The 21,967-nt window shown below is 40.1% G+C and carries 23 protein-coding genes; 9 read left to right on the plus strand and 14 right to left on the minus strand.

What is annotated here, in order from left to right; all coding sequences use genetic code 11:
- The first annotated feature begins 38 nt into the window (after nt 1–38).
- The gene (locus tag NSQ36_RS04840; RefSeq protein ID WP_003212102.1) at nt 39–641 is read left to right on the plus strand and encodes a 1-acyl-sn-glycerol-3-phosphate acyltransferase; all 603 of its coding nucleotides are present in this window, start codon (nt 39–41) and stop codon (nt 639–641) included.
- Nucleotides 642–681: 40 nt separating this feature from the next.
- Here NSQ36_RS04840 and NSQ36_RS04845 read toward each other — a convergent pair whose 3' ends face one another.
- Together NSQ36_RS04845 and NSQ36_RS04850 are read right to left on the minus strand one after the other, a co-directional pair.
- Entirely contained in the window at nt 682–2,013 is a 1,332-nt protein-coding gene (locus NSQ36_RS04845; protein ID WP_034620023.1) for a hemolysin family protein, read from the minus strand.
- Between the two features lie 58 nt (nt 2,014–2,071).
- Nucleotides 2,072–2,512 carry a MerR family transcriptional regulator gene (locus NSQ36_RS04850; RefSeq protein ID WP_034620022.1) on the minus strand — a complete coding sequence of 147 codons (441 nt, stop codon included), beginning with the start codon at nt 2,510–2,512 and terminating at the stop codon, nt 2,072–2,074.
- A 334-nt stretch (nt 2,513–2,846) separates the two neighbouring features.
- Between NSQ36_RS04850 and NSQ36_RS04855 the strand changes: the two genes are divergently transcribed.
- Both NSQ36_RS04855 and NSQ36_RS04860 read left to right on the plus strand, forming a co-directional pair.
- A complete protein-coding gene (locus tag NSQ36_RS04855) occupies nt 2,847–4,229 on the plus strand; it encodes a hemolysin family protein (protein WP_003210868.1) in 1,383 nt (460 codons plus the stop codon).
- Nucleotides 4,230–4,318: 89 nt separating this feature from the next.
- On the plus strand, nt 4,319–4,711 hold the full coding sequence (locus tag NSQ36_RS04860; RefSeq protein WP_050945415.1) for a hypothetical protein: 393 nt from the start codon (nt 4,319–4,321) through the stop codon (nt 4,709–4,711).
- Here NSQ36_RS04860 and crcB (NSQ36_RS04865) read toward each other — a convergent pair.
- The 3 genes from crcB (NSQ36_RS04865) to NSQ36_RS04875 are packed head-to-tail and all read right to left on the minus strand — an operon-like array spanning nt 4,708 to nt 6,191.
- The gene (crcB, locus tag NSQ36_RS04865) at nt 4,708–5,073 is read right to left on the minus strand and encodes a fluoride efflux transporter CrcB (protein ID WP_251191039.1); all 366 of its coding nucleotides are present in this window, start codon (nt 5,071–5,073) and stop codon (nt 4,708–4,710) included. The two genes, NSQ36_RS04860 and crcB (NSQ36_RS04865), sit on opposite strands and share 4 nt — an antisense overlap.
- A complete protein-coding gene (crcB, locus tag NSQ36_RS04870) occupies nt 5,074–5,469 on the minus strand; it encodes a fluoride efflux transporter CrcB (RefSeq protein WP_212046118.1) in 396 nt (131 codons plus the stop codon).
- 5 nt (nt 5,470–5,474) lie between these two features.
- Entirely contained in the window at nt 5,475–6,191 is a 717-nt protein-coding gene (locus NSQ36_RS04875; protein ID WP_050945413.1) for a glycerophosphodiester phosphodiesterase family protein, read from the minus strand.
- 307 nt (nt 6,192–6,498) lie between these two features.
- On the opposite strand from NSQ36_RS04875, the gene NSQ36_RS04880 reads away from it, so the two are divergent.
- The 3 genes from NSQ36_RS04880 (at nt 6,499) to NSQ36_RS04890 (ending at nt 8,614) form a co-directional block, all read left to right on the plus strand.
- Nucleotides 6,499–6,600, plus strand: a complete 102-nt coding sequence (locus tag NSQ36_RS04880) for a YhdX family protein (RefSeq protein ID WP_017360338.1) — start codon at nt 6,499–6,501, stop codon at nt 6,598–6,600.
- Nucleotides 6,601–6,764: 164 nt separating this feature from the next.
- Nucleotides 6,765–7,853, plus strand: a complete 1,089-nt coding sequence (locus NSQ36_RS04885; RefSeq protein ID WP_050945412.1) for a mechanosensitive ion channel family protein — start codon at nt 6,765–6,767, stop codon at nt 7,851–7,853.
- Nucleotides 7,854–7,867: 14 nt separating this feature from the next.
- Nucleotides 7,868–8,614: an NAD-dependent protein deacylase gene (locus NSQ36_RS04890; protein WP_339206935.1), complete on the plus strand. Its 747-nt coding sequence runs from the start codon at nt 7,868–7,870 to the stop codon at nt 8,612–8,614.
- Nucleotides 8,615–8,654: 40 nt separating this feature from the next.
- Here NSQ36_RS04890 and NSQ36_RS04895 read toward each other — a convergent pair whose 3' ends face one another.
- Nucleotides 8,655–9,509, minus strand: coding sequence for a polysaccharide deacetylase family protein (locus NSQ36_RS04895; protein WP_003211425.1), 855 nt, complete (start codon nt 9,507–9,509; stop codon nt 8,655–8,657).
- Between the two features lie 296 nt (nt 9,510–9,805).
- On the opposite strand from NSQ36_RS04895, the gene dat reads away from it, so the two are divergent.
- Nucleotides 9,806–10,663: a D-amino-acid transaminase gene (gene dat, locus NSQ36_RS04900; RefSeq protein WP_251191038.1), complete on the plus strand. Its 858-nt coding sequence runs from the start codon at nt 9,806–9,808 to the stop codon at nt 10,661–10,663.
- Between the two features lie 46 nt (nt 10,664–10,709).
- Here the strand turns inward: dat and NSQ36_RS04905 are convergent, their stop codons facing one another.
- Nucleotides 10,710–11,216, minus strand: a complete 507-nt coding sequence (locus NSQ36_RS04905; RefSeq protein ID WP_003210990.1) for a universal stress protein — start codon at nt 11,214–11,216, stop codon at nt 10,710–10,712.
- A 557-nt stretch (nt 11,217–11,773) separates the two neighbouring features.
- On the opposite strand from NSQ36_RS04905, the gene NSQ36_RS04910 reads away from it, so the two are divergent.
- Nucleotides 11,774–13,531, plus strand: coding sequence for an ABC transporter transmembrane domain-containing protein (locus NSQ36_RS04910; protein ID WP_251191037.1), 1,758 nt, complete (start codon nt 11,774–11,776; stop codon nt 13,529–13,531).
- A complete protein-coding gene (locus NSQ36_RS04915) occupies nt 13,528–15,543 on the plus strand; it encodes an ABC transporter ATP-binding protein (protein WP_251191036.1) in 2,016 nt (671 codons plus the stop codon). The genes NSQ36_RS04910 and NSQ36_RS04915 overlap by 4 nt, the downstream gene beginning before the upstream one ends.
- Nucleotides 15,544–15,646: 103 nt before the next feature.
- Here the strand turns inward: NSQ36_RS04915 and NSQ36_RS04920 are convergent, their stop codons facing one another.
- The 7 genes from NSQ36_RS04920 to NSQ36_RS04950 form a co-directional block, all read right to left on the minus strand.
- Nucleotides 15,647–16,264 carry an NAD(P)H-binding protein gene (locus tag NSQ36_RS04920; RefSeq protein WP_003212493.1) on the minus strand — a complete coding sequence of 206 codons (618 nt, stop codon included), beginning with the start codon at nt 16,262–16,264 and terminating at the stop codon, nt 15,647–15,649.
- Between the two features lie 286 nt (nt 16,265–16,550).
- On the minus strand, nt 16,551–16,754 hold the full coding sequence (locus tag NSQ36_RS04925) for an alpha/beta-type small acid-soluble spore protein (RefSeq protein WP_003210761.1): 204 nt from the start codon (nt 16,752–16,754) through the stop codon (nt 16,551–16,553).
- Between the two features lie 231 nt (nt 16,755–16,985).
- Nucleotides 16,986–18,092 carry a sn-glycerol-3-phosphate ABC transporter ATP-binding protein UgpC gene (gene ugpC, locus NSQ36_RS04930; RefSeq protein WP_003212351.1) on the minus strand — a complete coding sequence of 369 codons (1,107 nt, stop codon included), beginning with the start codon at nt 18,090–18,092 and terminating at the stop codon, nt 16,986–16,988.
- A gap of 139 nt (nt 18,093–18,231) precedes the next feature.
- Nucleotides 18,232–19,107 carry a helix-turn-helix domain-containing protein gene (locus NSQ36_RS04935; RefSeq protein WP_339206939.1) on the minus strand — a complete coding sequence of 292 codons (876 nt, stop codon included), beginning with the start codon at nt 19,105–19,107 and terminating at the stop codon, nt 18,232–18,234.
- 20 nt (nt 19,108–19,127) lie between these two features.
- Nucleotides 19,128–19,337, minus strand: coding sequence for a YheE family protein (locus tag NSQ36_RS04940; protein WP_003211787.1), 210 nt, complete (start codon nt 19,335–19,337; stop codon nt 19,128–19,130).
- Nucleotides 19,338–19,492: 155 nt separating this feature from the next.
- Nucleotides 19,493–20,851, minus strand: coding sequence for a YheC/YheD family protein (locus NSQ36_RS04945; protein WP_137054842.1), 1,359 nt, complete (start codon nt 20,849–20,851; stop codon nt 19,493–19,495).
- Nucleotides 20,808–21,911, minus strand: a complete 1,104-nt coding sequence (locus NSQ36_RS04950) for a YheC/YheD family protein (RefSeq protein WP_251191033.1) — start codon at nt 21,909–21,911, stop codon at nt 20,808–20,810. Before NSQ36_RS04950 ends, NSQ36_RS04945 begins: the two co-directional genes overlap by 44 nt.
- Between the last annotated feature and the right edge of the window lie 56 nt (nt 21,912–21,967).

The raw sequence follows: 21,967 nt of genomic DNA on the forward strand, positions 1-21,967 counted from the left end.
AAACAAATCCTTCATTCTTCAAACAAAGGAAGTGCACTATGTATAAATTTTCAGGCTATACCATTAAAGTAGTATTTACTCTCCGAGGCGGAATCAAAGTATATCAAAAAGAGAATCTGCCAACGGATCGGGGATTTGTCATTGCATGTACACATGAGGGTTTTGTGGATGTTCTTGCATTAGGCGCAGGAATTCTTCCGTTTGAGATCCACTACATGGCGAAAAAAGAATTGTTTGCAAACAAATGGATCGGTGGATTTTTAAAGAAGATTCATGCCTTTCCAGTTGATCGAGAGAATCCTGGGCCAAGCAGTATTAAAACGCCCATTAAATTATTAAAAGAGGGAAAGATCGTCGGGATTTTTCCAAGCGGAACACGTACAACAGAGGATGTACCTTTAAAAAGAGGTGCGGTTACTATTGCACAGCTCGGTAAAGCACCAATCGTTCCAGCAGCGTACAAAGGACCGTCCAATGCGAAAAGTCTTTTCAAAAAGGGGAAAATGCGCTTAATTATTGGTGAACCGATTGAGCAATCAGAATTTGAGCATCTGCCGCCAAAAGAACGATTAGGTGCCATGACGGAAGTATTAAACACGAGAATTAAAGAACTTGAAGCTCAATTAATGGAAAAGGCATAAGAAAAACGACCGCTTGCTTTGGCAAGGGTCGTTTTTTTTCTTAAGAAGCGCCTTCTTCAGCGGCTTCTGCTAATTGTTCATTTAACTTTTTGACCTCGATATATACCACATGGTGTCCATCGACTTCATTAATGATAAATTCATAGCCTTGCTCACGAATGGTGTCATTTTTCTCAACTTCATATTTCTGAGTAAGGAACCAGCCGCCGATCGTATCGACTTCTTCGTTATCAAGCTGCGTACCTAAGAGCAGGTTGACTTGGTCCACTAGAACCTTTCCATCAAAGATGTAATGGTCTTCTCCAAGTTTACGCACTTCGTTGATTTCATCCATATCGAATTCATCACGAATTTCACCGACGATTTCTTCAAGGATGTCTTCTACAGTCACAAGACCAGCTGTACCGCCGTATTCATCTGATAAAATCGCCATGTGTACACGTTCACGCTGCATTTTGAGCAATAAATCATGTACAGGAACGGTTTCAATCACATGAATAATTGGATTGACAAACTTTTCGATCGTATCACTTGTAGAACACTCACCGCTAATGCATGCAGTAAGAACCTCTTTAATGTTCAGAACACCAATCATATTATCTTTATCGCCATCTTCAATTGGATAACGTGTATATTTCTCTACCTTGGTCACCTTCAGCATTTCCTCAATGGTAATATCATGAGGGAAGCTGACAACTTCGGTACGAGGAATCATAATTTCTTTCGCCAGACGGTCATCAAATTCAAAAATTTTATTTACATATTTGAATTCAGACTGGTTAATTTCGCCGCTTTTATAGCTCTCTGATAAAATAATCCGCAATTCTTCTTCAGAGTGCGCCATGTCATGCTCAGAAACTTGCTGAAGACCGAACGCTTTTGTTAACAAACGAGCAGATCCATTTAATACCCAGATAAACGGGAACATCACTTTGTAAAAAATCATGAGCGGTCTAGCAAAAAGAAGAGATACTTGCTCCGCCTTTTGAATGGCGAGTGTTTTTGGTGCAAGTTCTCCAACCACAACGTGTAAAAACGTCATAATACTAAACGCAATAATAAAAGTGACAATAGAACTAGCTGATTGAGGAATGGACAGCTCTACAAATAGTGGAGCAAGCATGTGCGCAATTGTTTCTTCCCCTAACCAACCAATACCAAGGGCGGTAATGGTAATACCGAGCTGACAGGCCGACAGATACTCATCAAGGTGAGTTGTGACATGCTTGACAGCAACTGCTGTTTTATTACCTTCTGCGATTAACTGATCAATTCTTGAGCTTCTTAAGCGAATGATCGCAAACTCTGATGCAACGAAAAATGCGGTTAAAGCTATAAGCAAAGCAACTATAAGTAAATTAACTATGTCCAATTAAGGCCTTCGTTCTGACTTTGAGAACGAAGGTAACACCTCCTGTTTAGTAAAAATTTTAACTTAACAGCAGTAAAAATGATTGGACAGCCGTCATCTTCTCAGGTGTAAGCTGCTCTTTTAATTTTTCACGTTGTTCTGGTTGAAGCTGCTTACAACGTACCAAAATGCGGTCCATATGCTCGTTCATCCGATCGATATCAGATGTTAAATGGACAAGTTCATCAGGATCTTCCTTTTGAGAAGGGAATTGTTCATCTAATCTGGATTTGATGTCAGAAAGAGCCAATCTCTGCTGTTTGCAAAGAACGATTAATTGTAATCGTTTTAAAGCATGTTCATCGTAATAACGATAATTTGAGCAAGATCTAACAGGCGCAAGCAACCCTAGATTTGTATAATAATCTACAGTACGTTTCGTCACCTGTGCAATCTGTGCTAGTTCACCAATACGATACTTTTTCTCAGCCCCATCTGAACATCTCCTCCTAACCGTCACGTTATAGTTTATGAAAATAGTTTAATATAATTCTAGCCTGAAATACAAGTTAATTGTTCATATTTCCTGCCGATATGAAGAGGAGAAAGGGATTTCTCAGTCTAAATTGTCCTGTCAAATTTAACATAGTGATACAGGAATTTTCAGATTATTTATGGTAAGATAAAATGAAGACCGTTTCATATATATGTAGAGAAGCGGATTTATACGTGAACCGGAGGTGGTTAAGTGGGGCCCTCAATATAGTCTTATTTAATCAGTTAACCGTTTTGCAAAACATAACATCATCAATCAGGAGGTGACTCCTTGTTCTTCTAAGAAAGAGCAAGGTTAAATGGACGATATTGTTAATCTGAGTATAGTCGGTGTTTTGATTGCTTTAACAGCTTTCTTTGTTGCATCTGAATTTGCCATAGTAAAGGCAAGAAGCTCAAGAATTGATCAGCTTGTTGCCGAAGGGTCTAAAAAGGCCATCGTGGCGAAAAAGGTGACATCAAGGCTGGATGAATATTTGTCAGCCTGTCAGCTCGGTATTACAGTGACATCCCTTGGTTTAGGGTGGATTGGTAAGCCAGCTGTAAAAGAACTTTTGGTTCGAGGTTTCGGTTTGACAAACATTCCTGATTCAGCAATCAGCCTGATCTCAGCAACACTTGCGTTCTCTATTATTACCTTTTTGCATGTAGTCGTCGGTGAGCTTGCACCAAAAACACTGGCGATTCAAAAGGCGGAAAAAATGACGCTCTGGCTGTCAGGCCCGCTGCATGCATTTTATATCCTAATGTTCCCTTTCATTTATGTGTTAAACGGGTCAGCCCGTGTTCTAACCAAAATGATGGGCATCGATATGGGGTCTGAAAAAGAACAATCCCATTCTGAAGAGGAATTAAAGATTTTATTATCTGAGAGCTTAAAAAATGGGGAAATCAACCCATCAGAATATAATTATATGAACAAAATTTTCGACTTTGATAATCGAATTGCCAGAGAAATCATGGTCCCGCGGAGAGAAATTTGTGCCATTCCAGAAGATATGCCGCTGGATGAAATCCTCTCCATCATGACGCAGGAGAAGTATACACGCTTTCCTGTGTTTTCAGGAGATAAAGACCATGTCATCGGCATGCTGAACAAAAAGCAGCTCTTTGCAGATCTTGTGTATCAAGGAGAAAAAGATCAACTGAAGATTCAAGATTATATATATCCAGTGATTGAAGTCATTGACACGATTCCTATTCAAGAGCTTCTTGTCAAGATGCAGCGCGATCGAATGCATATGGCGATTTTAACCGACGAATATGGCGGAACGTCTGGACTTGTCACAACAGAAGATATTTTAGAAGAGATTGTTGGAGATATTCGAGATGAATTCGATGAAGATGAGCAGCCGGTTATTCAAAAAAGAGCCGATCATCATTATGTTTTAGATGGCAAAGTCAGATTAGATGAAGTTCAAGATTTGATTGAAATGTCATATCATGATGAAGAAATTGATACAATAGGCGGGTTAATCTTAAATGAGAATATTGATATCCGAGAAGGACAATCCATTTATCTTGATGATATTCGGATGAAGGTCTTGGAGATGGATGGACGCTATGTGAAAAAGATCGACCTAAAGAAAGGCGTCACATCATCAGAAAAAGGAAATACACGCACAGGGCTTGATATAAAAGAGCCGCTGTTAGTAAATGAAATGACCTTGAGCGAAAAATAAGCTCAAGGTTTTTTTAGGTATTTAGTCTCTTTTTACGAATGTTCGTTCGGGTTATAATGAGAACAAACGTTCGATAGAGGGGGATGGATATGCTTTGGTATGAAACAGCCAGTATCACGGAGAAAAAAACCTCAATGAAACGAATTGAGTTTCATTTGAAGAATTTTAAAAATTACCAGGCAGCGATTTTAAATATCGAAAGACAGCTTGAAAAAAGAAGTACGCATCATTTGGATCACATGACACGGAAGAAGTTAGAAGAGCAAAAAAATCAGTATGAACTCATCGTTGCTTGTATTGAAACAGCACTAAAAGAGTTGGATGAGATAGAGAAGCAGCTCATCGATTACAAATATTTTCGAGATTGGCGGATGGCCAAGTGTGCGATGGAAATCGGCTACAGTGAAAAAACCCTCTTTTTAATGAAGCGCCAGCTTATGGATCAATTGCTCATTAGCTTAGCTGCGATCACCAATATTTAAAAAAGGTGTTGTCCTATTTGATAGAACGCAGTAAAGAGACAGAAAGACCCGATGATTGTCGTCAATAAGTAGACAGCAAGTTTTCCGATTTGCCGCTGCTGTAGCATGGTCGCAGACTCTACACTAAACGTAGAGAATGTTGTAAAGCCACCGAAAAAACCTGTTCCAATGATCACAAGCAGCGGATGATTAGCAGTCACGGCACCTGTCAGTATACCTAAACCGGCAGCACCTAATAAGTTGATGAGAATAATACTGTACGGGAATCGAGCATGAGACTTAGATTTCTGTATCGTTTGGCTAATGAAAAAACGAAGGACGCTGCCAATCCCGCCGGCAATAGCTGTATATAAAACGATCATTTATCTGCCTTCTCTCTGCTGCTTATTTTGATGAAAGAGTCGTTGAGCTAGCATTAGTCCACATAAGGCAGCCGCTACTCCTGCAATGACTGAGAGCAGGATGTAGATCACACTTGAAGTGATTTGCCCGGTCTGTAATAAAAGAATCGTTTCTTTAGAAAAAGTGGACATTGTCGTAAAACCTCCGCAAAATCCTGTTCCGATCAAAGCGGCAAGATATTTTTTTCTCTTTTGGAACATAAAATATCCTGTTGAAAAACCAAGAAGCAGACTGCCTGTCACGTTTTCGATTAGCGTTGCATAGGGGAATGTTTGGCTGACAATCGATTGGCTTAGTTCATATCTGCAAAGTGTCCCAATCAGTCCACCAATAAATACGGCAAGATACGCTTTCATTTACATCATTTCTCCTTTAGAAAAAATAGCGGATGATCCGTCACGACACCATCAACGGGATATTTTTTAATCCGATCGGCTGTTTTTTGATCTTTCACAGTCCATATAAACACATCCATCCCGAATGTGTGGATGCGGTCTATCCACCATCTATTGATCATCGTTTTTTTCATATTAAGACAATTTGCAAACGAGCTGTATGCCGTTAACTTTCTTTTCGTCAGTTTAAATGCATTAGGCTTTATAATCAAAGCTGTTCGAAGAGAAGGGGCGAAAGCTTTGATTCTTTGCAGTGCATGATCGTCAAAAGATTGAATCATGATATGACGAGAATAGGCAAACCGATTGACGATGCGGGCAACTGCCTTTTCAATTCCTATCTGCCGTTTTGGGTGTTTGATCTCGATCAATATCCCGATCCGCTGGCTGTATCTTTCAAGAATTTCGTGTAATGTTGGAATTCGTTCATTTGTGTACTGTTGGTCAAACCAGCTTCCTGCGTCCAGTTTTTTCAACTGATCGAGTGTATAGCTTTTGACTAAGCCGTTCCCGTTCGTCGTTCGGTCAACTGTATCATCATGGATTACAACGACGTGCTGGTCCAATGTGAGCTGTACATCTAATTCAATATAATCTGCACCCTGCTGAACAGCTAAATCAAATGCAGCAATTGTATTTTCTGGGGCAGCGCTTGATGACCCTCTATGCGCAATAATATACACATGCTCCAGCTCCCTGACTTAAGTTCTGGTCTTATCATATCAAATGCTTTACCGTTTTTCCTTCTTTACTATATGGACGAAAGAAGAGCTGTATGTAATGGTGAATCGGATTGCTAAGAAAGTATGAGAATACAAATGTAAAAAGTTGCAGGAATATCCCAAGCCATGATTGAGTAAATCTGAAGTACATCAAATTTTTCTTCGATCAATTTTGTCCAAATCGTCAGCGTTCGCCAAAATATTAGTGCTTTCGTCATGTTGACTGAAAATTCTGATGTTTTATAATGATGAAAAGGAGGCGAGATGATTGGGTAAAGGGAGAATTAGAGTGGAAGAACGTATTAAGGCCGAAACGGATGCTGAAATGTTTAAAGCGACTCTCCTTGATCAGGCTCAGAAGAAAAAGTAGTTTGCTGCCCGTCGATATGTCTCTAGCCAAAATTTCATAATTGAACATCATGCCTCGGGACTGATCCCGAGGCTTTTTATTTAGAGGTCAGACATTTATGAGAGGACATAAACGAAGGTTATATTATAAACTAGAGAGGATTGTTTTAAAGGAGAGAGACAAACATGATTACACAAAAATGGATGGATACATATTTTACAGTAGATGTTGCGATCCAAATCGGTATTAGCCTTTGTATTTTATTGCTTTTTTTATTGCTTCGGAAAGTATTTACGAAGTACTTATTTCATCTTCTCTTTAGGCTGACCAATCGGTCTAAAACAGAGGTCATTAACCAAATTGTTGTGGCATTCGAAAAGCCAGCCAGACTGTTTTTTGTTGCACTTGGGTTATATTTTGCGTTAAGACAGGCACCATACTTTGAGCATCATATGGATGTCATCGTCAAATTATATAGATCCTCCATTATATTGATGCTGACATGGGGGCTTTGTAATTTAACCGCAGCTTCTTCTTTCTTATTTCAAAAAGTAAATTCGAAATTTGAATTAGAAATGGATGATATTTTAGCGCCGTTTTTATCAAAGGTGCTTCGTTTCATTATTATTGCACTAAGTATTAGTGTCATTGCACAGGAATTTAATTATGATGTAAATGGACTTGTGGCAGGTCTTGGTCTAGGGGGTCTAGCCTTTGCGCTTGCTGCACAGGATACGGTGGCGAACTTTTTTGGAGGGGTCGTCATCATTACAGAGAAGCCTTTTACAATGGGCGACTTTGTGGAGACGCCAAGTGTTCTTGGGACTGTCGAGGACATTACATTTCGAAGTACAAAATTTAGAACACCTGCTGAAGCTGTCGTGACAGTTCCGAATTCTACGCTTTCAAAGGAACCAATCACGAACTGGACGAGAATGAATAAACGCCAAATTACGTTTTCCGTACGTGTATCCTACAATACACCAAAGGAAAATCTGGACCATTGTATCAAACGTCTCAAACAAATGCTTTATGAGCATGATGGGGTGCACAAGGAGACAATCATGGTGAATCTCGATGTACTGGCAGACAGTTATTTGAATTTATTTTTTAACTTTTACACAAACACGACAGCCTGGGCTGAAAACCTGAATATCAAACAGGACATTAACTACCGTATTATGGATATCTTCCATGAAGAAGGTGTAGAATTTGCCTTCCCTGGACAGACCATTTACATGAAACAAAAAGGTGAAAAACAGCTGAGTGAATAAAGGAGGAAGGATGCGTGGATCAAACAAAGGTGGCAGTGCTAAGAGAGAAATTAACGCAGGCTTCACATATAATGGTGCTTTCAGGTGCGGGGATGAGCACGGAATCAGGTATTCCCGATTTTAGATCAACGGGCGGCTTATGGACTGAAGACACCGCTCGCATGGAAGCGATGAGCCGCTCCTACTTTTTATCAAACCCTTATCAATTCTGGCCGAAATTCAAGGAATTGTTTCAGATGAAAATGAGCGGGGAGTACGAGCCGAATAGCGGGCATACCTTCTTAGCAAGCCTTGAGAAACAAGGAAAACTTGTAGAGATTTTTACCCAAAATATTGATGGCCTGCATAAAAAAGCAGGAAGCCAGCATGTATATGAACTTCACGGCTCCATTCAAACAGCTACTTGTCCATCATGCCAAACGACATATGAATTGCCTTATTTATTACAAGAAGAAGTGCCTGTATGTCTAAAGGTTTCCTCAGACGGACGGACATGTGGGCAAGTGCTGAAAACAGATGTTGTCCTTTTTGGAGACAGGGTTAAACATTTTGATCAAGTAGAGAAATCACTTCAGCAAGCGGACCTTCTGCTCGTCATGGGAACCTCCCTAGAAGTAGCGCCAGCAAGGTATATTCCTGAAGATGCGGCTCAAAATCCTTCCATCTTCAAGGTGATGATGAATTTGAGTGAAACAGAATACGATCCACTGTTTGATCTTGTCTTTCATGAGCGAATTGGTGATCTCGTGAAAGCTTTATAAATCATCAAAAAACCCGCATCCAATAGGTGCGGGTTTTTCTTTATTGCTGCAGCGGCTCCATTGTTTCATCTAGGACTTCAAATGTATAGCCCTTTGCTTTTAGCTGTGTGAGCAAACTGTTTAAGTATTTTGCTGTCGCTGGCTGATCGTGCATTAAGATGATCTTTGGTTCCTTTGGATGTTTTGTCTCTAGCACTTGCAGCTGATTCAATACTTCTGGTACATATTTTGAGCTTTTATATTTCCAGTCAAGACTGTCAATTGTCCAATCCCAGTAGATAAAGCCTTTTTGTTTTAAACGTGCTTTTTGCTGATCGGTTAAATTTGGGGCGCTGCCATAAGGTGTTCTCACAAGGTGTGTATACTCTCCTGTGACAGAAGCCAAAATGCGCTGATCTTCCTTCATCTCATTGACGGGAGAATCACTTTTTTGATAAAAGCGTTTCACATCGTGTGTGATCCCATGAAGCCCTAACTGATGACCTTCTTGATGAAGTCTTTTCACAGCGGCCGGATGTTCCTTAATCTGCGGCCCAAGCATGAAGAATGTAGCCTTTACTTGATGCGCCTTGAGCACATCTAAAAGCTGGTTTGATGTCGCTGACGGACCATCATCAAAGGTTAAAAAGATCGTTTGATCCGTTACGTGTTTGTTTGGGTTGATCTTAAAATGTGCATCTAATGTTTTCGTAGAATCATCTTTTGCTTTCAGACTTGTGCTTGTGTCTCGGAATTGACTGCTCGCAGACATTTTAGCCGGCTGGTCTGCTGCCTGCATATTGGTTTTAGATATATCCCAAATAAAAAAGAGGATCAGTGACAGAATCACTAAACCAATCGCCTTTGAGAGCAGCATCGTGTTTGAAGGTGTCTGTTTTTTCGTAACCCGTTGCATTACAATCGCTCCAATAAATCAAAAATTTTTGTCGAATCATGTAGTAGATTCTGTCTTTTTTCACTGTTTTTTGTCGTGTTTATATGGAGTAAGTATACAGGAAAAAAGAGCCTATGAATATAGAAGATGCTAAAAAATTGGAATCTTTTTGGTTATGAGTCTATCTTTGTTACAATAGAAAGTTGACCATTTATCATGATGTGAAATAATTCTGAATAATCATTGAAACGTACCCATTTATCCGCTAAGATAGCATCAGATTCAACCATTAATGCGAAGCGAAGGGGAGATTCCGTATGAAAGTATTGTATAATGACGATTTCATTGAAAAAAAGGATGCACATGTGGATATTGAAGACAGAGGCTATCAATTTGGTGACGGTGTCTATGAGGTCATCCGTGTATACAATGGGAATTTTTTTACATTAAAAGAGCATACAGAGCGTCTGTTCAAGAGTGCAAAAGAAATCGGCATTCATCTTCAAGGTGCAGTATCAGATATGGAAGAAAAGTTAAAACAGCTCGTCGCCCATAACCAATTAACAGATGGCGGTGTGTATATTCAAGTCACGCGGGGCGTCGCACCTCGTAAACATCAATATGGCAATTCTCTCACTCCTCAAATCACAGCATATACGTTCCAGGTGAAAAAGCCTGTTCATGAGCAGACAGCTGGTGCAAAGGCTATATTATCTGAGGACCTTCGCTGGTTAAGATGTGATATTAAAAGCTTAAATCTTTTATATAACGTCATGGAAAAACAGAAAGCATCTGAAGCTGGTGCGTTTGAAGCCATTCTGATTAGAGACGGTTTTGTGACAGAGGGTACTTCCTCGAATGTATATGCCGTCATTGATGGCGTGATTCGCACACATCCCGCAAACAATTTTATTCTAAACGGCATTACCCGTAGAAAGCTTCTTGAAGTATGTGAAGAAGAGGGATGCAGCGTTGGAGAAATGCGTATAAGTAAAGAAGAGCTGCTGCGCGCGCAGGAAATTTTCATCAGCTCGACGACGGCTGAAGTCATTCCGATTGTTGAAATTGATGGTCAGCCAGTAGGTGAAGGCGTTCCAGGAGAGTTAACAAAGCGTGTACAGGAAGGCTTCCAGCAAAAAATTAAACAGGAAAGTGAAGCATCGATTTCTTCATAAATAAAAAGAGGCTGTAAACGAATGTTTACAGCCTTTTGTGATTCTTTTATTTTACAATAAGCACAGGAATATCTGATTTTGATGATAACTTTTCACTTACACTGCCAAAGAGCATTTTTTTCAATCTGCTTTGGTCACGTGCTCCCATGACGATGAGGTCTGCTGATATGTCTTCAGCATATTCGATAATCGCTTCCGCTGGTTCCCCCTCAACAATTTCAATCGCAGCTTCAAACTGCTCCTCATTTAAAAGCATTCTTGCTTCTGCAACGACCTCTTCTGTATGATCTTCAAAAATCAAGGGACTTTGCTGTTCATCATGAGGTACATACACAGGGGGTGTTTGAAGGTCTGCCATGCCGCCGCCGATATAAGCTCCGCCAGTCATTGGGCGCGGTGCATCAAACACCTGTCTGCTTGATTTGCCATCATGTGCATAGGCAACGGTCAGCTTGGCATTCAAGGTTTTGGCTAAAGCGATTGCCTTTTTTAATGCTTTCTTACTGTCTTCATGTCCATCAAACGCAACGACCATCCGATCAGCTTGAAACAATGTCCTCATTCCTTTCAAAAGGAGTCTTTACACTCATGGTATACCCGTTATCTGAAAAAGATACACATGAAGGTGGTGAACTTTTTGTTAGAAAATTTCATTTATTGAAAAATATTTATTGACAAAATGGTGACAGCCACTATAAGATAAAAAAAGATTCAAGAGCCAAAAGGAGGAAATGTCATGTGCAACATTGGAAGAATGAAATCAAACTGCATGAATGGGTTGATTCACGTGACAATTACACCTTCATTGGTCATTGAAAAGGGACTCGTATGTTCCAATTGATCGGATGAATCAAGGCGTATGTTGCGTATTTGTCAACATGCGCCTTTTTACATGACGAAAAGAGGCGTACCAGATTGCTGGTTGCCTCTTTTTTTGTTGTATTCATTTCGCATTTCGAAATAAAGGGATGGAGATCAACAAGTAAATGAAGAGGAGTGAAAGCATGTGAACATGCCAAAAACAAGACAAATGACAAAAACCAAAAAAATAATTCAAGGTGACAGCCAAGAAAATCTAGAAAGCGGCTAGCTTTAAAAGGAGAGACAAACATGTTTTCAGTATTTACAAAATTAGGCTGGTTCTTCAAACAAGAGTGGAGGCGTTATACGATCGCCATTACGCTCCTGCTCATTGTGAATGTGCTTGAAATGCTGCCGCCAAGATACCTTGGGCAGGCAGTGGATGACATTCGTTCTGGTCAATTTACAACATCTAGTATGATGTTTTATGTAGCCATTTTTTGCTTGCTAGGTGTCGTCGTCTATACACTGACATATTTTTGGATGTATCAGTTATTTGGCGGCGCAAATGTCATGGAGCGTGTAATGCGCGGGAAACTCATGCGCCACTTACTCAAGATGACACCTACCTTTTATGAAAAGAAAAAAACAGGTAATTTAATGGCATTAGGTACAAACGATTTGAATGCTGTAGCTTTAACGACAGGTTTTGGCGTTCTGACATTGGTGGATTCCACTGCTTATATGCTGATGATCTTTTTTACGATGGGTCTGACGATTAGCTGGAAATTAACTTTAATGGCGATTATCCCTATGCCGCTGATGGCGCTTTTGATTGCGTATTATGGCAGCAAGATTCATGATCGCTTTACAGTTGCTCAAGATGCATTTGGTGATATGAACGACCGCGTGCTTGAATCAGTCGCAGGCGTCCGGGTCATCCGGTCTTTTGTACAGGAGAAACAAGACGTCGAACGCTTTCGTCAAATGACTGATGATGTATTTCAAAAAAATATGAGAGTGGCGGTCATTGATTCATTGTTTGAGCCGACAGTGAAATTACTTGTCGGTGTCAGCTACTTAATAGGAATTGGCTACGGAGCCTATCTTGTATTCCAAAGTGATTTAACCATTGGTGAGCTTGTCGCTTTTAACGTCTATCTTGGGATGATGATCTGGCCAATGTTTGCGATCGGCGAGTTGATTAATATTATGCAAAGAGGAAATGCGTCGTTAGACCGGTTGAATCATACACTCAGCTACAAGCCGGATGTCACAGACGCTTCTCAGCCAAAAACGTTACAAGAGCCTGGCGATATTCAGTTTGATCGCGTGACATTTAGGTATCCAACTTCCCCTAAAGATAATTTAATTGATGTGTCCTTTACGATTCGAAAGGGGCAAACGATCGGAATTACAGGCAAAACAGGAAGCGGTAAAACGACTATCGTAAAACAGCTTCTGCGCCAGTACCCAACAGGTGATGGTCAAATCCTGCTATCAGGAGTCCCAATCCAAGAGATCGAATTGGATCAGCTATTTCAATGGATCGGATACGTACCGCAGGATCATATTCTTTTTTCTAAAAGTGTAGAAGAGAATATGCGTTTTGGTCATCGAGACGCAAAACAAAATGAATTAGCACAAGCGATCAAAGATGCTTATTTTGAAAAAGATTTACGTCTTTTGCCTGAGGGTCTCGAAACCATGGTCGGAGAAAAAGGTGTGGCGCTGTCAGGTGGACAAAAGCAGCGAATTTCCATTGCACGCGCTTTATTAATAGATCCCGACATTTTAATACTGGATGACTCGCTTTCTGCGGTAGATGCAAAAACAGAAACCGCTATTTTAGAAAATTTAAGGCAAAATCGTCATGGGAAAACGACGTTTATTACGACTCATCGTCTATCAGCTGTTGAGCATGCAGATCTTATACTTATCATGGAAGAAGGACGCATCGTCCAAAAGGGAACTCACGAGGAGCTCATTCAGCAAGATGGGTGGTACAAAGAACAATTTCTGCGTCAACAGCTGACAAACCAGCTGGAAGGAGGGGATGAGGCATGACAACGGGAAGAAGACTCCTTGCCTACGCACTCCTTTATAAGAAAGTACTGTCTGTTGCCTTGATCTTTCTCATCATTGCAGTAGGTGCTGAACTGACAGGACCATTTATTGGGAAGAAAATGATTGATGATCATATTTTAGGTGTAGAAAAGCCATATGTCGAGGTCAATGAAAAAACAGACAAAACCGTTTATTACCAGGGAAATAACTATATACGAAGCGATCGATTAGACAGTGAGATGGAATCCGGAAAACAAATCAATGTGGTGCAAGTCGGATTCGGTTACTATTTTGTAAATGAGCCGATTCGCTTTGACGGAAAACGAAAAATATTGGGAGATCAACTTACCATTGAAAATGGAAACGAGCGCGAGACCTATCAAGTACAGCCTTTATCAAAAGAGGAAATTTTCTCTTTTTACGAGCCGGAAATCAGTGGTTTGGTGCAGCTTGTTCTATTTTATCTAGGGCTTCTCGTTATTGCGATTTTCTTTCAATATGCGCAGCATTATCTGTTACAGCGAATAGCCAACCGAATTATTCAAAAAATGAGGGTTGATGTATTTGAGCATATTCAAACACTGCCTATCCGGTATTTTGATAATTTACCTGCTGGAAAGGTCGTAGCGAGGATCACCAATGACACAGAAACCATTCGTGATTTATATGTGACAGTCCTCGCCAATTTCGTGACGAGTGCGATTTACATGATTGGGATTTATATTGCCATGTTTTTATTAAATGTGAAGCTGGCACTCATTTGTTTGGTGGCGGTACCGATTATTTTCCTATGGTCAATGACTTACAGAAAGTTTGCATCGGTGTACAACCACCGCATTCGTTCGATCATTAGTGACATCAATGCCAAGCTAAATGAAGCCATTCAAGGGATGACCATTATTCAAGCGTTTCGTCATGAAAAAGTGACGAAAGAGGAATTTGATGAGCTGAACAACAATCACTTTCGATATCAGCGAAAGATGCTTCATTTAAATTCACTTCTTTCGCATAACTTAGTTAACCTGCTTCGGAATTTAGCCTATGTGGCACTCATTTGGTATTTTGGCGGTGCGTCCTTAAGTGCGACGGGGATTGTGTCGATTGGTGTGCTCTATGCGTTTGTCGATTATTTAAATCGATTATTTCAGCCGATTACAGGCATTGTGAACCAATTCTCGAGATTGGAATTAGCACGGGTTTCCTCGGAAAGGGTTTTCCGATTATTGGATGAGCCAGGAACAACAGTGGAAGAACCCGTTCAGAAGGAAATGGAAGGACACGTTCAGTTCCAAGATGTCACCTTTGCTTATAATGAAGGGAAAAATGTATTAAAGAACATTACGTTCGAGGCCAAAAAAGGCCAGACGGTTGCACTTGTGGGGCATACTGGTTCTGGGAAAAGCTCGATCATGAACTTACTGCTGCGTTTTTATGACATTCAGCAAGGAGACATTCTCATTGATGGAGAAAGCATTTATCGCCAGTCCCGGCAAACGTTGCGGAAACAAATGGGCATTGTCCTTCAAGACCCGTATTTATTTTCCGGAACGATTGCATCCAATGTCAGCTTAGGAAATGAAGACATTAAAAGAGAAACGATTGAAGCATCATTAAAACAAGTAGGTGCAGTAGAGTTATTGAAGCATCTGCCAGAAGGATTTGATGAACCGGTCGTTGAAAAGGGAAGTACTCTTTCCTCAGGGGAACGTCAGTTAATTTCATTTGCTCGTGCACTAGCGTACGATCCAGCGATCTTAATTTTAGATGAAGCCACCGCAAACATTGATACAGAAACAGAAGCGATCATTCAGCGAGCGCTTGATGTCGTCAAAGAAGGACGAACAACTTTTGTCATTGCTCACCGATTATCCACCATTAAGAAAGCCGATATGATTTTGGTTTTAGAAAAAGGGGAAATTGTCGAGCGGGGTAGTCATGATCAACTCATGCAGCAAGAAGGGCTATATGCGCAAATGTACGAACTGCAAAAAGGTGCTGTGGCAAACAGCTGATGAATCACAAAAAGAGCCTATTCATTATGAATGAGGCTCTTTTTATTTGCATAAAAAAGTCGAGAAATCGTTTTAGACCTCGATCTTTACTCGTTATGCGACATTAGTAAGCAATGCCGACGCGTTGATGTACAAATTCCTTCGAATTTAACTGCTGATATAAAAAGTGTGCGGTATCTTCAACTGAAATTTTCTTTCCATCTATAGGGAGAAAATCTTTCTCATAGCGATATGACCGTGTCACTTCTCCGTCTGGTAAATAGGTTGGACAAATAATGGTCCAATCTAAATCAGTCGATTGAAGGAGTTCAAACGCTTTGGCATGCTCCTTAGCTGCTCGGGAAGTGGTCCGCCTTGATTCATTTGTTTCAAAACGGTAAAGTTCCGGCTGCTGCCTTGCCTTTAAAATACCTGCTGTACCTATTGTAATAATTCTTGATGTATTTGATTGCTTCATGGCTTGTACGATATGTTCCATTGAAACAGATAATGTATCATCACCATCTGTCGATAGACAGCTCACAACAATATCTGCTCCTTTGATCGTCTCAAGCACATCTTCTCGATTTCTTGAATTGCCGGTGACTTGAAACATACCCGCAAGCATTTCTTCTCGGTTTGTCCGAATCAATGAACGAACTATGTAACGATCATCTACTTGAACGAAACGAAGAAATGCTTGTCCTACACGTCCATGAGCACCGAAAAGAGCTATTTTCATCTGTTCGATCCCTCCACTACATACTATAAGTGAAAAGAACCCAAAATGGTACAACTTTTATGTGATGCTTTTTTTATAAAGATGAAAGGACCGAATACTATGAGCATATTCACATAATAGAGAGATACCTACGAATTGTAGAAGTTCAAAGTTCATACCGGAAATAATGTCCATGAAGATCCGCTCCTTTCTACTCCATGATATGAGCTGGAAAGGAGATTGGTGAGGGGGAATAACAAAAAAAGAAGACACCTTAAGAGGTGCCTTCTATGATCCAGATATGAAATTAAGCTTTTGTTCCACCCATGTGTTGTTGAGCGTAAGACACAAGACGTTTTGTGATTTCTCCACCAACTGAACCGTTAGCACGAGCTGTAGTTTCTGCTCCAAGGTTAACGCCAAATTCAGAAGCGATTTCGTATTTCATTTGATCGATTGCTTGCTCTGCTCCAGGAACTAGTAATTGATTTGAACTATTAGAATTAGCCATGATGTGAATCTCCTTTTTGTATATGATTTTTTATGGTTGGGTTTGCTGGAATCGCACCAGCGAAATGATCAAGTCATTTGCCACTTGGCGAAACCCAATGCAGTAACTTCTTTGTACTAAGTATTATGGTGATTTCCGAAAAAAACATACGAGAAAAGTACATGGTAAATGTTGTTCAACATGCAAAAAAGCCATCACTCAATCATGAGTGATGGCACTGCATATATCTCTTTATTCAGCGGAACGAATGCGGAGCTCCGTATCCGAATCAAAGAAGTGGGCTTTGTTCATATCGATGGCAAGAGGTATAGATTGTCCGGCCTGAACATCGGTACGAGAATCAACACGTGCAATAAAAGACTGACCATCGAGAGAAGAGTAAAGCATCGTTTCTGCTCCCATTAATTCAGCAACTTCTACGTTGGCATCGATCTTTGTGCCCTCAGATGCTTCAATAAACACTGGTTCATCATGAAAATCTTCTGGTCTGATCCCGAGGATGATATCTTTTCCGATATAACCTTGGCTGCGTAATACCTTCATCTTTCCTTCTGGTACACGTATATGCGTTTTTCCAACTGCAATGGCACCGTCAGAGAGCTTTCCTGTAAAAAAATTCATCGCAGGAGAGCCAATGAATCCACCTACAAATACATTCTCTGGATTTTCATATACATCCTTCGGCGCTCCAACCTGCTGAATAAAGCCATCTTTCATTACAACAAGACGAGTAGCCATTGTCATAGCTTCAGTCTGGTCATGTGTGACATAGATAAATGTCGTTTGCAGACGCTGATGAAGCTTAGATATTTCAGCACGCATTTGAACGCGGAGTTTTGCATCTAAATTAGAAAGCGGCTCATCCAAAAGAAAGACCTTTGCATCACGCACAATTGCTCTCCCAAGTGCAACACGCTGTCTTTGACCTCCAGACAGTGCTTTTGGTTTCCTGTCTAAATATTGCTCAAGGCCTAATATTTTAGCGGCATTTCGAACCCGCTCATCAATTTCTGCTTTCGGGAACTTCCGTAGCTTTAATCCAAAAGCCATATTATCGTATACATTCATGTGAGGGTATAATGCATAGTTTTGGAAAACCATTGCGATATCCCGGTCTTTTGGTGCTACATCATTCATCCGTTTTCCGTCTAAAAGAAAATCCCCTTGTGAAATCTCTTCAAGTCCTGCAATCATGCGAAGGGTTGTTGATTTTCCGCACCCAGATGGACCAACAAACACAACAAATTCTTTATCTTCTATATGTAGATTAAAGTTGTCTACTGCTGTTACCTTGTTATCATACACTTTATAAATTTGATTGAGCATCATTTCAGCCATAGATGATAACCTCCCCATTTACTTATTGAAAGCGCTTTACTTGTAAATAAAGTGTATAAAATGGGGAAGCGTCTGTAAATGGACAACGTGCACAACATCTCATTTTCATTTTTGGGCAGGGTGCTCATGTCACTGAATGTTATGAAAGGTCGAGAAGATTCATCATAAAATAGACGGCAGATGCTTCTGGAAAATGTCGTATATCAATTCCTGTTCGCTCAATAAATTTATCAATTCGATATTGAAGGCTGTTTCTGTGAACATATAAAGCTTTTGCTGCCTTAGATGCATTTAAGTTACATTGCATATAAGTCATGAGGGTACGGTAAACGTCCCGATCAAGGACCGCCTCTTTAAAAGCATCTGAAATAGCATGAGAGAGGGCGGATTCATCATAACGTAAGAGTGAGGGTAGACATTGATAAATTGTGCAAATCCCTGACCTAGGCTTAGCTCGCTGGATATGGCCCAAGACAAGCTGCTGTTCTTTTAACAATTTCTTCTGTAAATGTTCATTTGGCAAATGGAGCTGTCCTTGTAAAAAGACTGAGTCTGTTAAAAAGTCACTTGTAATGGCTAGAGACAAATCATATAGCAGCTCTAATTGACTATTTTCTGATGTAGCGTTTGTTTGAATCAGCATCGCTGTATGAGCGCCTGTCCAAATGAAATGAGTTTGTTCGAGGCTGTGGACCACAGCCTCTTTTATTTGCTGCCTTTGTTCTGCTTGATGTGACATTTTAAAATAATATACACGGACGGGGTGCTGAACAGTTAGTGGTTTGTTATCAAAAAGATAGCTGTACCATTTTTGTTCATCCTCAGTCTGCTTTGTGTGAGAAAGATCAATTGGTGTAAGGAAAGTATTGAGAAGAAGTGTTTCTCTAGCTGTAAGCTTTGATTTGTCTACTCCAAATAATTCGCCTTCGTCTGTTTGGTACCAAAGAATTTGATGATCATCTGTAGGGGAGCTGATGATATGCTCTCCGTAAACAAGCTTTAATTTTTCTAACATGGCGAAGCTCCTTAAACAGTTTAATCATAGACATGGAATAGCATTAATTCGTGGATTTCTTCTTTTAATGTTGGTTCGACTTCATGGGGCGGAAGCTGAGAGCCCCATTCAATATCACCTGTTTTGTGGTAGATGCCTTCGTAGTGCGCACCATTGTGAAAAAAGGATATTTTCCAGCCTGGCAATTGTGCTTTTTTAAAGAGAGGTTTCCATTGAAAATGAGAAATCATATCATTATTGCCTCCTTGCTTTTATTGATGAAACAATAAATAAACACGACAATACGGAAACAACCTTGAACTTGATTTTATTGTATCTCATCTGATGAAAAGAGCATAGGAAAAGCATAGATTTCATAGCACCCTCACTTTAAAACGAAAAACATTCAGTAGACGTTTGTATGGTCTGTAGTTGTTGAGGTCGTTTGTGAAAGGTAAGATGCGTAATCCATGATTCTTTTGCCGATCAGCCTTTCTGAGTTTCGCAATGAGACGTGCTGGAAAACCTCGCGGCCAGGACGAGAATTGGCTTCAAACATCCAGATAGCTCCTGTCTGATCAATACCTAAATCAAAACCGATTTCACCAATATGACCGGACATTTTTTCATCAATTACCTGACTAAGCGTGATGGCCGTATAAGAAAGCTGCTCTAAGATTTTGAAACGCTTCTTCTTTTCTGGAAAAACATCATAAAGTGTTCTCACCGAGCCACCATGTGAATGGTGAGTCGTGACGGTGTGATTGCCAGAAATTTTTGCTGCTGCTGCTGTGACTGTCCAATGACCGTACTTATTTTTATTGGTATGGACTCTGAAATCCATTGGTTGATTGTCTATTTGAAGAAGTGCAATGCCTTGTTGAGCCATAAAGTCTTGAACTGCGTGATCTTTCCGGAGATTGGTCACGAAATCCTCTAATGAGTCATATGGAACAGCTCTTCCTTGATTTGAGCATACAATGATTCCATGAGCCTTCTTGTTTAATTGATAAATATCGTCGCCGTGACTGCCGTTTGACGGTTTTAAGTAAATGACCTGATGTAGATGGAGGAGTGTTTCTATTTTATTTAGAGCGTCCACCGGGTCCAATTGTATGGAATGTGGAAGAAAAGGACATGTTTTTTCATCTGTTAACAGTTGTTCATGAATATCCCATTTGTTAAAAAAATGAGGGTTGAACCAAGGAATATCATAGTCTTGAGTGAGTTTGCGTTTTGTTTCTTGAATGAATGCTGACTGAGCAGCCTTTCTACTTGGAAGACGGTCGTAAATGACTGAAGGCAGGGGCATCTGTTTTTTAACCCATGTTTGCTGTTGGTACAACAATCCTTCTACCATTCCTTTATCCCAATCAATAGAATGAGTACCAAAAAGATAGGCAAAACCGGCATGTTGTTTGAAAGAGCGCAGCAGTTTGATAAAAAAGTCTGATCTCGTTCCGAGTGGCTGCGTGCTTTGCTCAAAACCTGCGGTGAAAATACCAAGCAGTGGCCCTAAAAACAGGGTATGATCAATGGCGATCACATCAGCTTTTGATTGATAAGGAATTCGTAAATCTCTATATAGATCTTCTGATAATAAAATTTTCTTCGGATGTTGATGATAGGAAACGGTGAAGTCATCTATTAAACGGGAACCTAAAGCAAGAGAATAGATCGCCTCCTGCTGTTTAAAACGGACGGGAAGATGAATTGTTTTTTCACTTGTGGGATGAGGAGCGATGATGCAGCGATTTTTGTTCATAAGATACCTCCTTCGGTTGAGACTTCATCGATTGGGCATGTGCAAGAATGGTACGAATCAAATGATTTTCCTTGTCAGGATAAGCTTTTAAAAAAGCGGATCGCCCTGGTTTTGATCTTATATTTGATATGAAAAGCCTGCCTTCACTTGTATGGAGTAAGTCTACAGCGAATTCAAAGCAAGGGGAAAGGGTTTTATCTATATATGCTGGCAGAGATGCTTGAATGGATGCAATATCATCTAAAAGAAGTTCTTTGATGTGCGGCTGCAAGGTGTTTAGATAGTGATCAAAGCCTATCATGGCTGCTGATTTTTGTGTAATGCTTAAATGACTATTTTCTGTAGGTGATTTTGTGTGAATTCCTATGCGATTCCACTGATTTTGTGAATCTTTCATCAGGAAAATCCTTATTTCATTGAATAAAAAGTCTTTTTCATCACTCGTCTGAAAAAATTGAAGGAAATATCGGCCTACATATTTTTTACACCAGCGCTCTATATCTGATGGACGCGAAAAAGTGATGACTTGCTCGGGACTTAGCTGAACAGTGAAAGTGTTGTCTTTTAAGAAAATGAAGTAAGTAGATGCTGCATGGTGTTGAGAGAGCGGCTGCATTTTACAATAACCGTCTTTCCTTAACATGCTGAGAAGGTCTGATGTCTTTTTTAATAATGAGCAGACAGGTAAATATGGCTGTAAAGCAGGGAGAAGGCGGAGCTGCTCGAATAGCATCATTTTATTTGAAATACCTGTATTCAAAAAATCTGTTTTCGGATACTTTTTCAGCCAATCCATGATTGGTTTTGCTTTTTTAGATTGTGCGTCATGCTTGTAAAGGCATCGATCGTAAATCAAGTCAGGAATCTCAAATTCTGCTGCGACGAATCCATGACCATTCGTATATGTTTGACCTTGTATCAAATTTGAAGCCGGCTTTAAATCAAGTGGTGTAAAACGGACAACCTTTAAACCATAAGCAGGGGCAGCTTTGGCTAGCCTACGTGTGAATGCCTCTTCATACTTCGGTGAAAGGGTCACAATACCTAATGTTGATGTCATTAAAAAACACCTTCTTTTCAACTTCTTTTTTTACCAGCAGAAAAACACTTTTTCAT

Source organism: Bacillus sp. FSL W8-1143 (genome assembly GCF_037965155.1).
Taxonomy (GTDB): domain Bacteria; phylum Bacillota; class Bacilli; order Bacillales; family Bacillaceae; genus Bacillus; species Bacillus pumilus.

Coding starts and splice junctions, on each gene's coding strand:
- NSQ36_RS04840 (WP_003212102.1), top strand. CDS start 39: ATGTATAAATTTTCAGGCTATACCATTAAAGTAGTATTTACTCTCCGA.
- NSQ36_RS04855 (WP_003210868.1), top strand. CDS start 2,847: ATGGACGATATTGTTAATCTGAGTATAGTCGGTGTTTTGATTGCTTTA.
- NSQ36_RS04860 (WP_050945415.1), top strand. CDS start 4,319: ATGCTTTGGTATGAAACAGCCAGTATCACGGAGAAAAAAACCTCAATG.
- crcB (WP_251191039.1), bottom strand. CDS start 5,073: ATGATCGTTTTATATACAGCTATTGCCGGCGGGATTGGCAGCGTCCTT.
- crcB (WP_212046118.1), bottom strand. CDS start 5,469: ATGAAAGCGTATCTTGCCGTATTTATTGGTGGACTGATTGGGACACTT.
- NSQ36_RS04885 (WP_050945412.1), top strand. CDS start 6,765: ATGATTACACAAAAATGGATGGATACATATTTTACAGTAGATGTTGCG.
- NSQ36_RS04895 (WP_003211425.1), bottom strand. CDS start 9,509: ATGCAACGGGTTACGAAAAAACAGACACCTTCAAACACGATGCTGCTC.
- dat (WP_251191038.1), top strand. CDS start 9,806: ATGAAAGTATTGTATAATGACGATTTCATTGAAAAAAAGGATGCACAT.
- NSQ36_RS04910 (WP_251191037.1), top strand. CDS start 11,774: ATGTTTTCAGTATTTACAAAATTAGGCTGGTTCTTCAAACAAGAGTGG.
- NSQ36_RS04915 (WP_251191036.1), top strand. CDS start 13,528: ATGACAACGGGAAGAAGACTCCTTGCCTACGCACTCCTTTATAAGAAA.
- NSQ36_RS04920 (WP_003212493.1), bottom strand. CDS start 16,264: ATGAAAATAGCTCTTTTCGGTGCTCATGGACGTGTAGGACAAGCATTT.
- NSQ36_RS04925 (WP_003210761.1), bottom strand. CDS start 16,754: ATGGCTAATTCTAATAGTTCAAATCAATTACTAGTTCCTGGAGCAGAG.
- ugpC (WP_003212351.1), bottom strand. CDS start 18,092: ATGGCTGAAATGATGCTCAATCAAATTTATAAAGTGTATGATAACAAG.
- NSQ36_RS04935 (WP_339206939.1), bottom strand. CDS start 19,107: ATGTTAGAAAAATTAAAGCTTGTTTACGGAGAGCATATCATCAGCTCC.
- NSQ36_RS04940 (WP_003211787.1), bottom strand. CDS start 19,337: ATGATTTCTCATTTTCAATGGAAACCTCTCTTTAAAAAAGCACAATTG.
- NSQ36_RS04945 (WP_137054842.1), bottom strand. CDS start 20,851: ATGAACAAAAATCGCTGCATCATCGCTCCTCATCCCACAAGTGAAAAA.
- NSQ36_RS04950 (WP_251191033.1), bottom strand. CDS start 21,911: ATGACATCAACATTAGGTATTGTGACCCTTTCACCGAAGTATGAAGAG.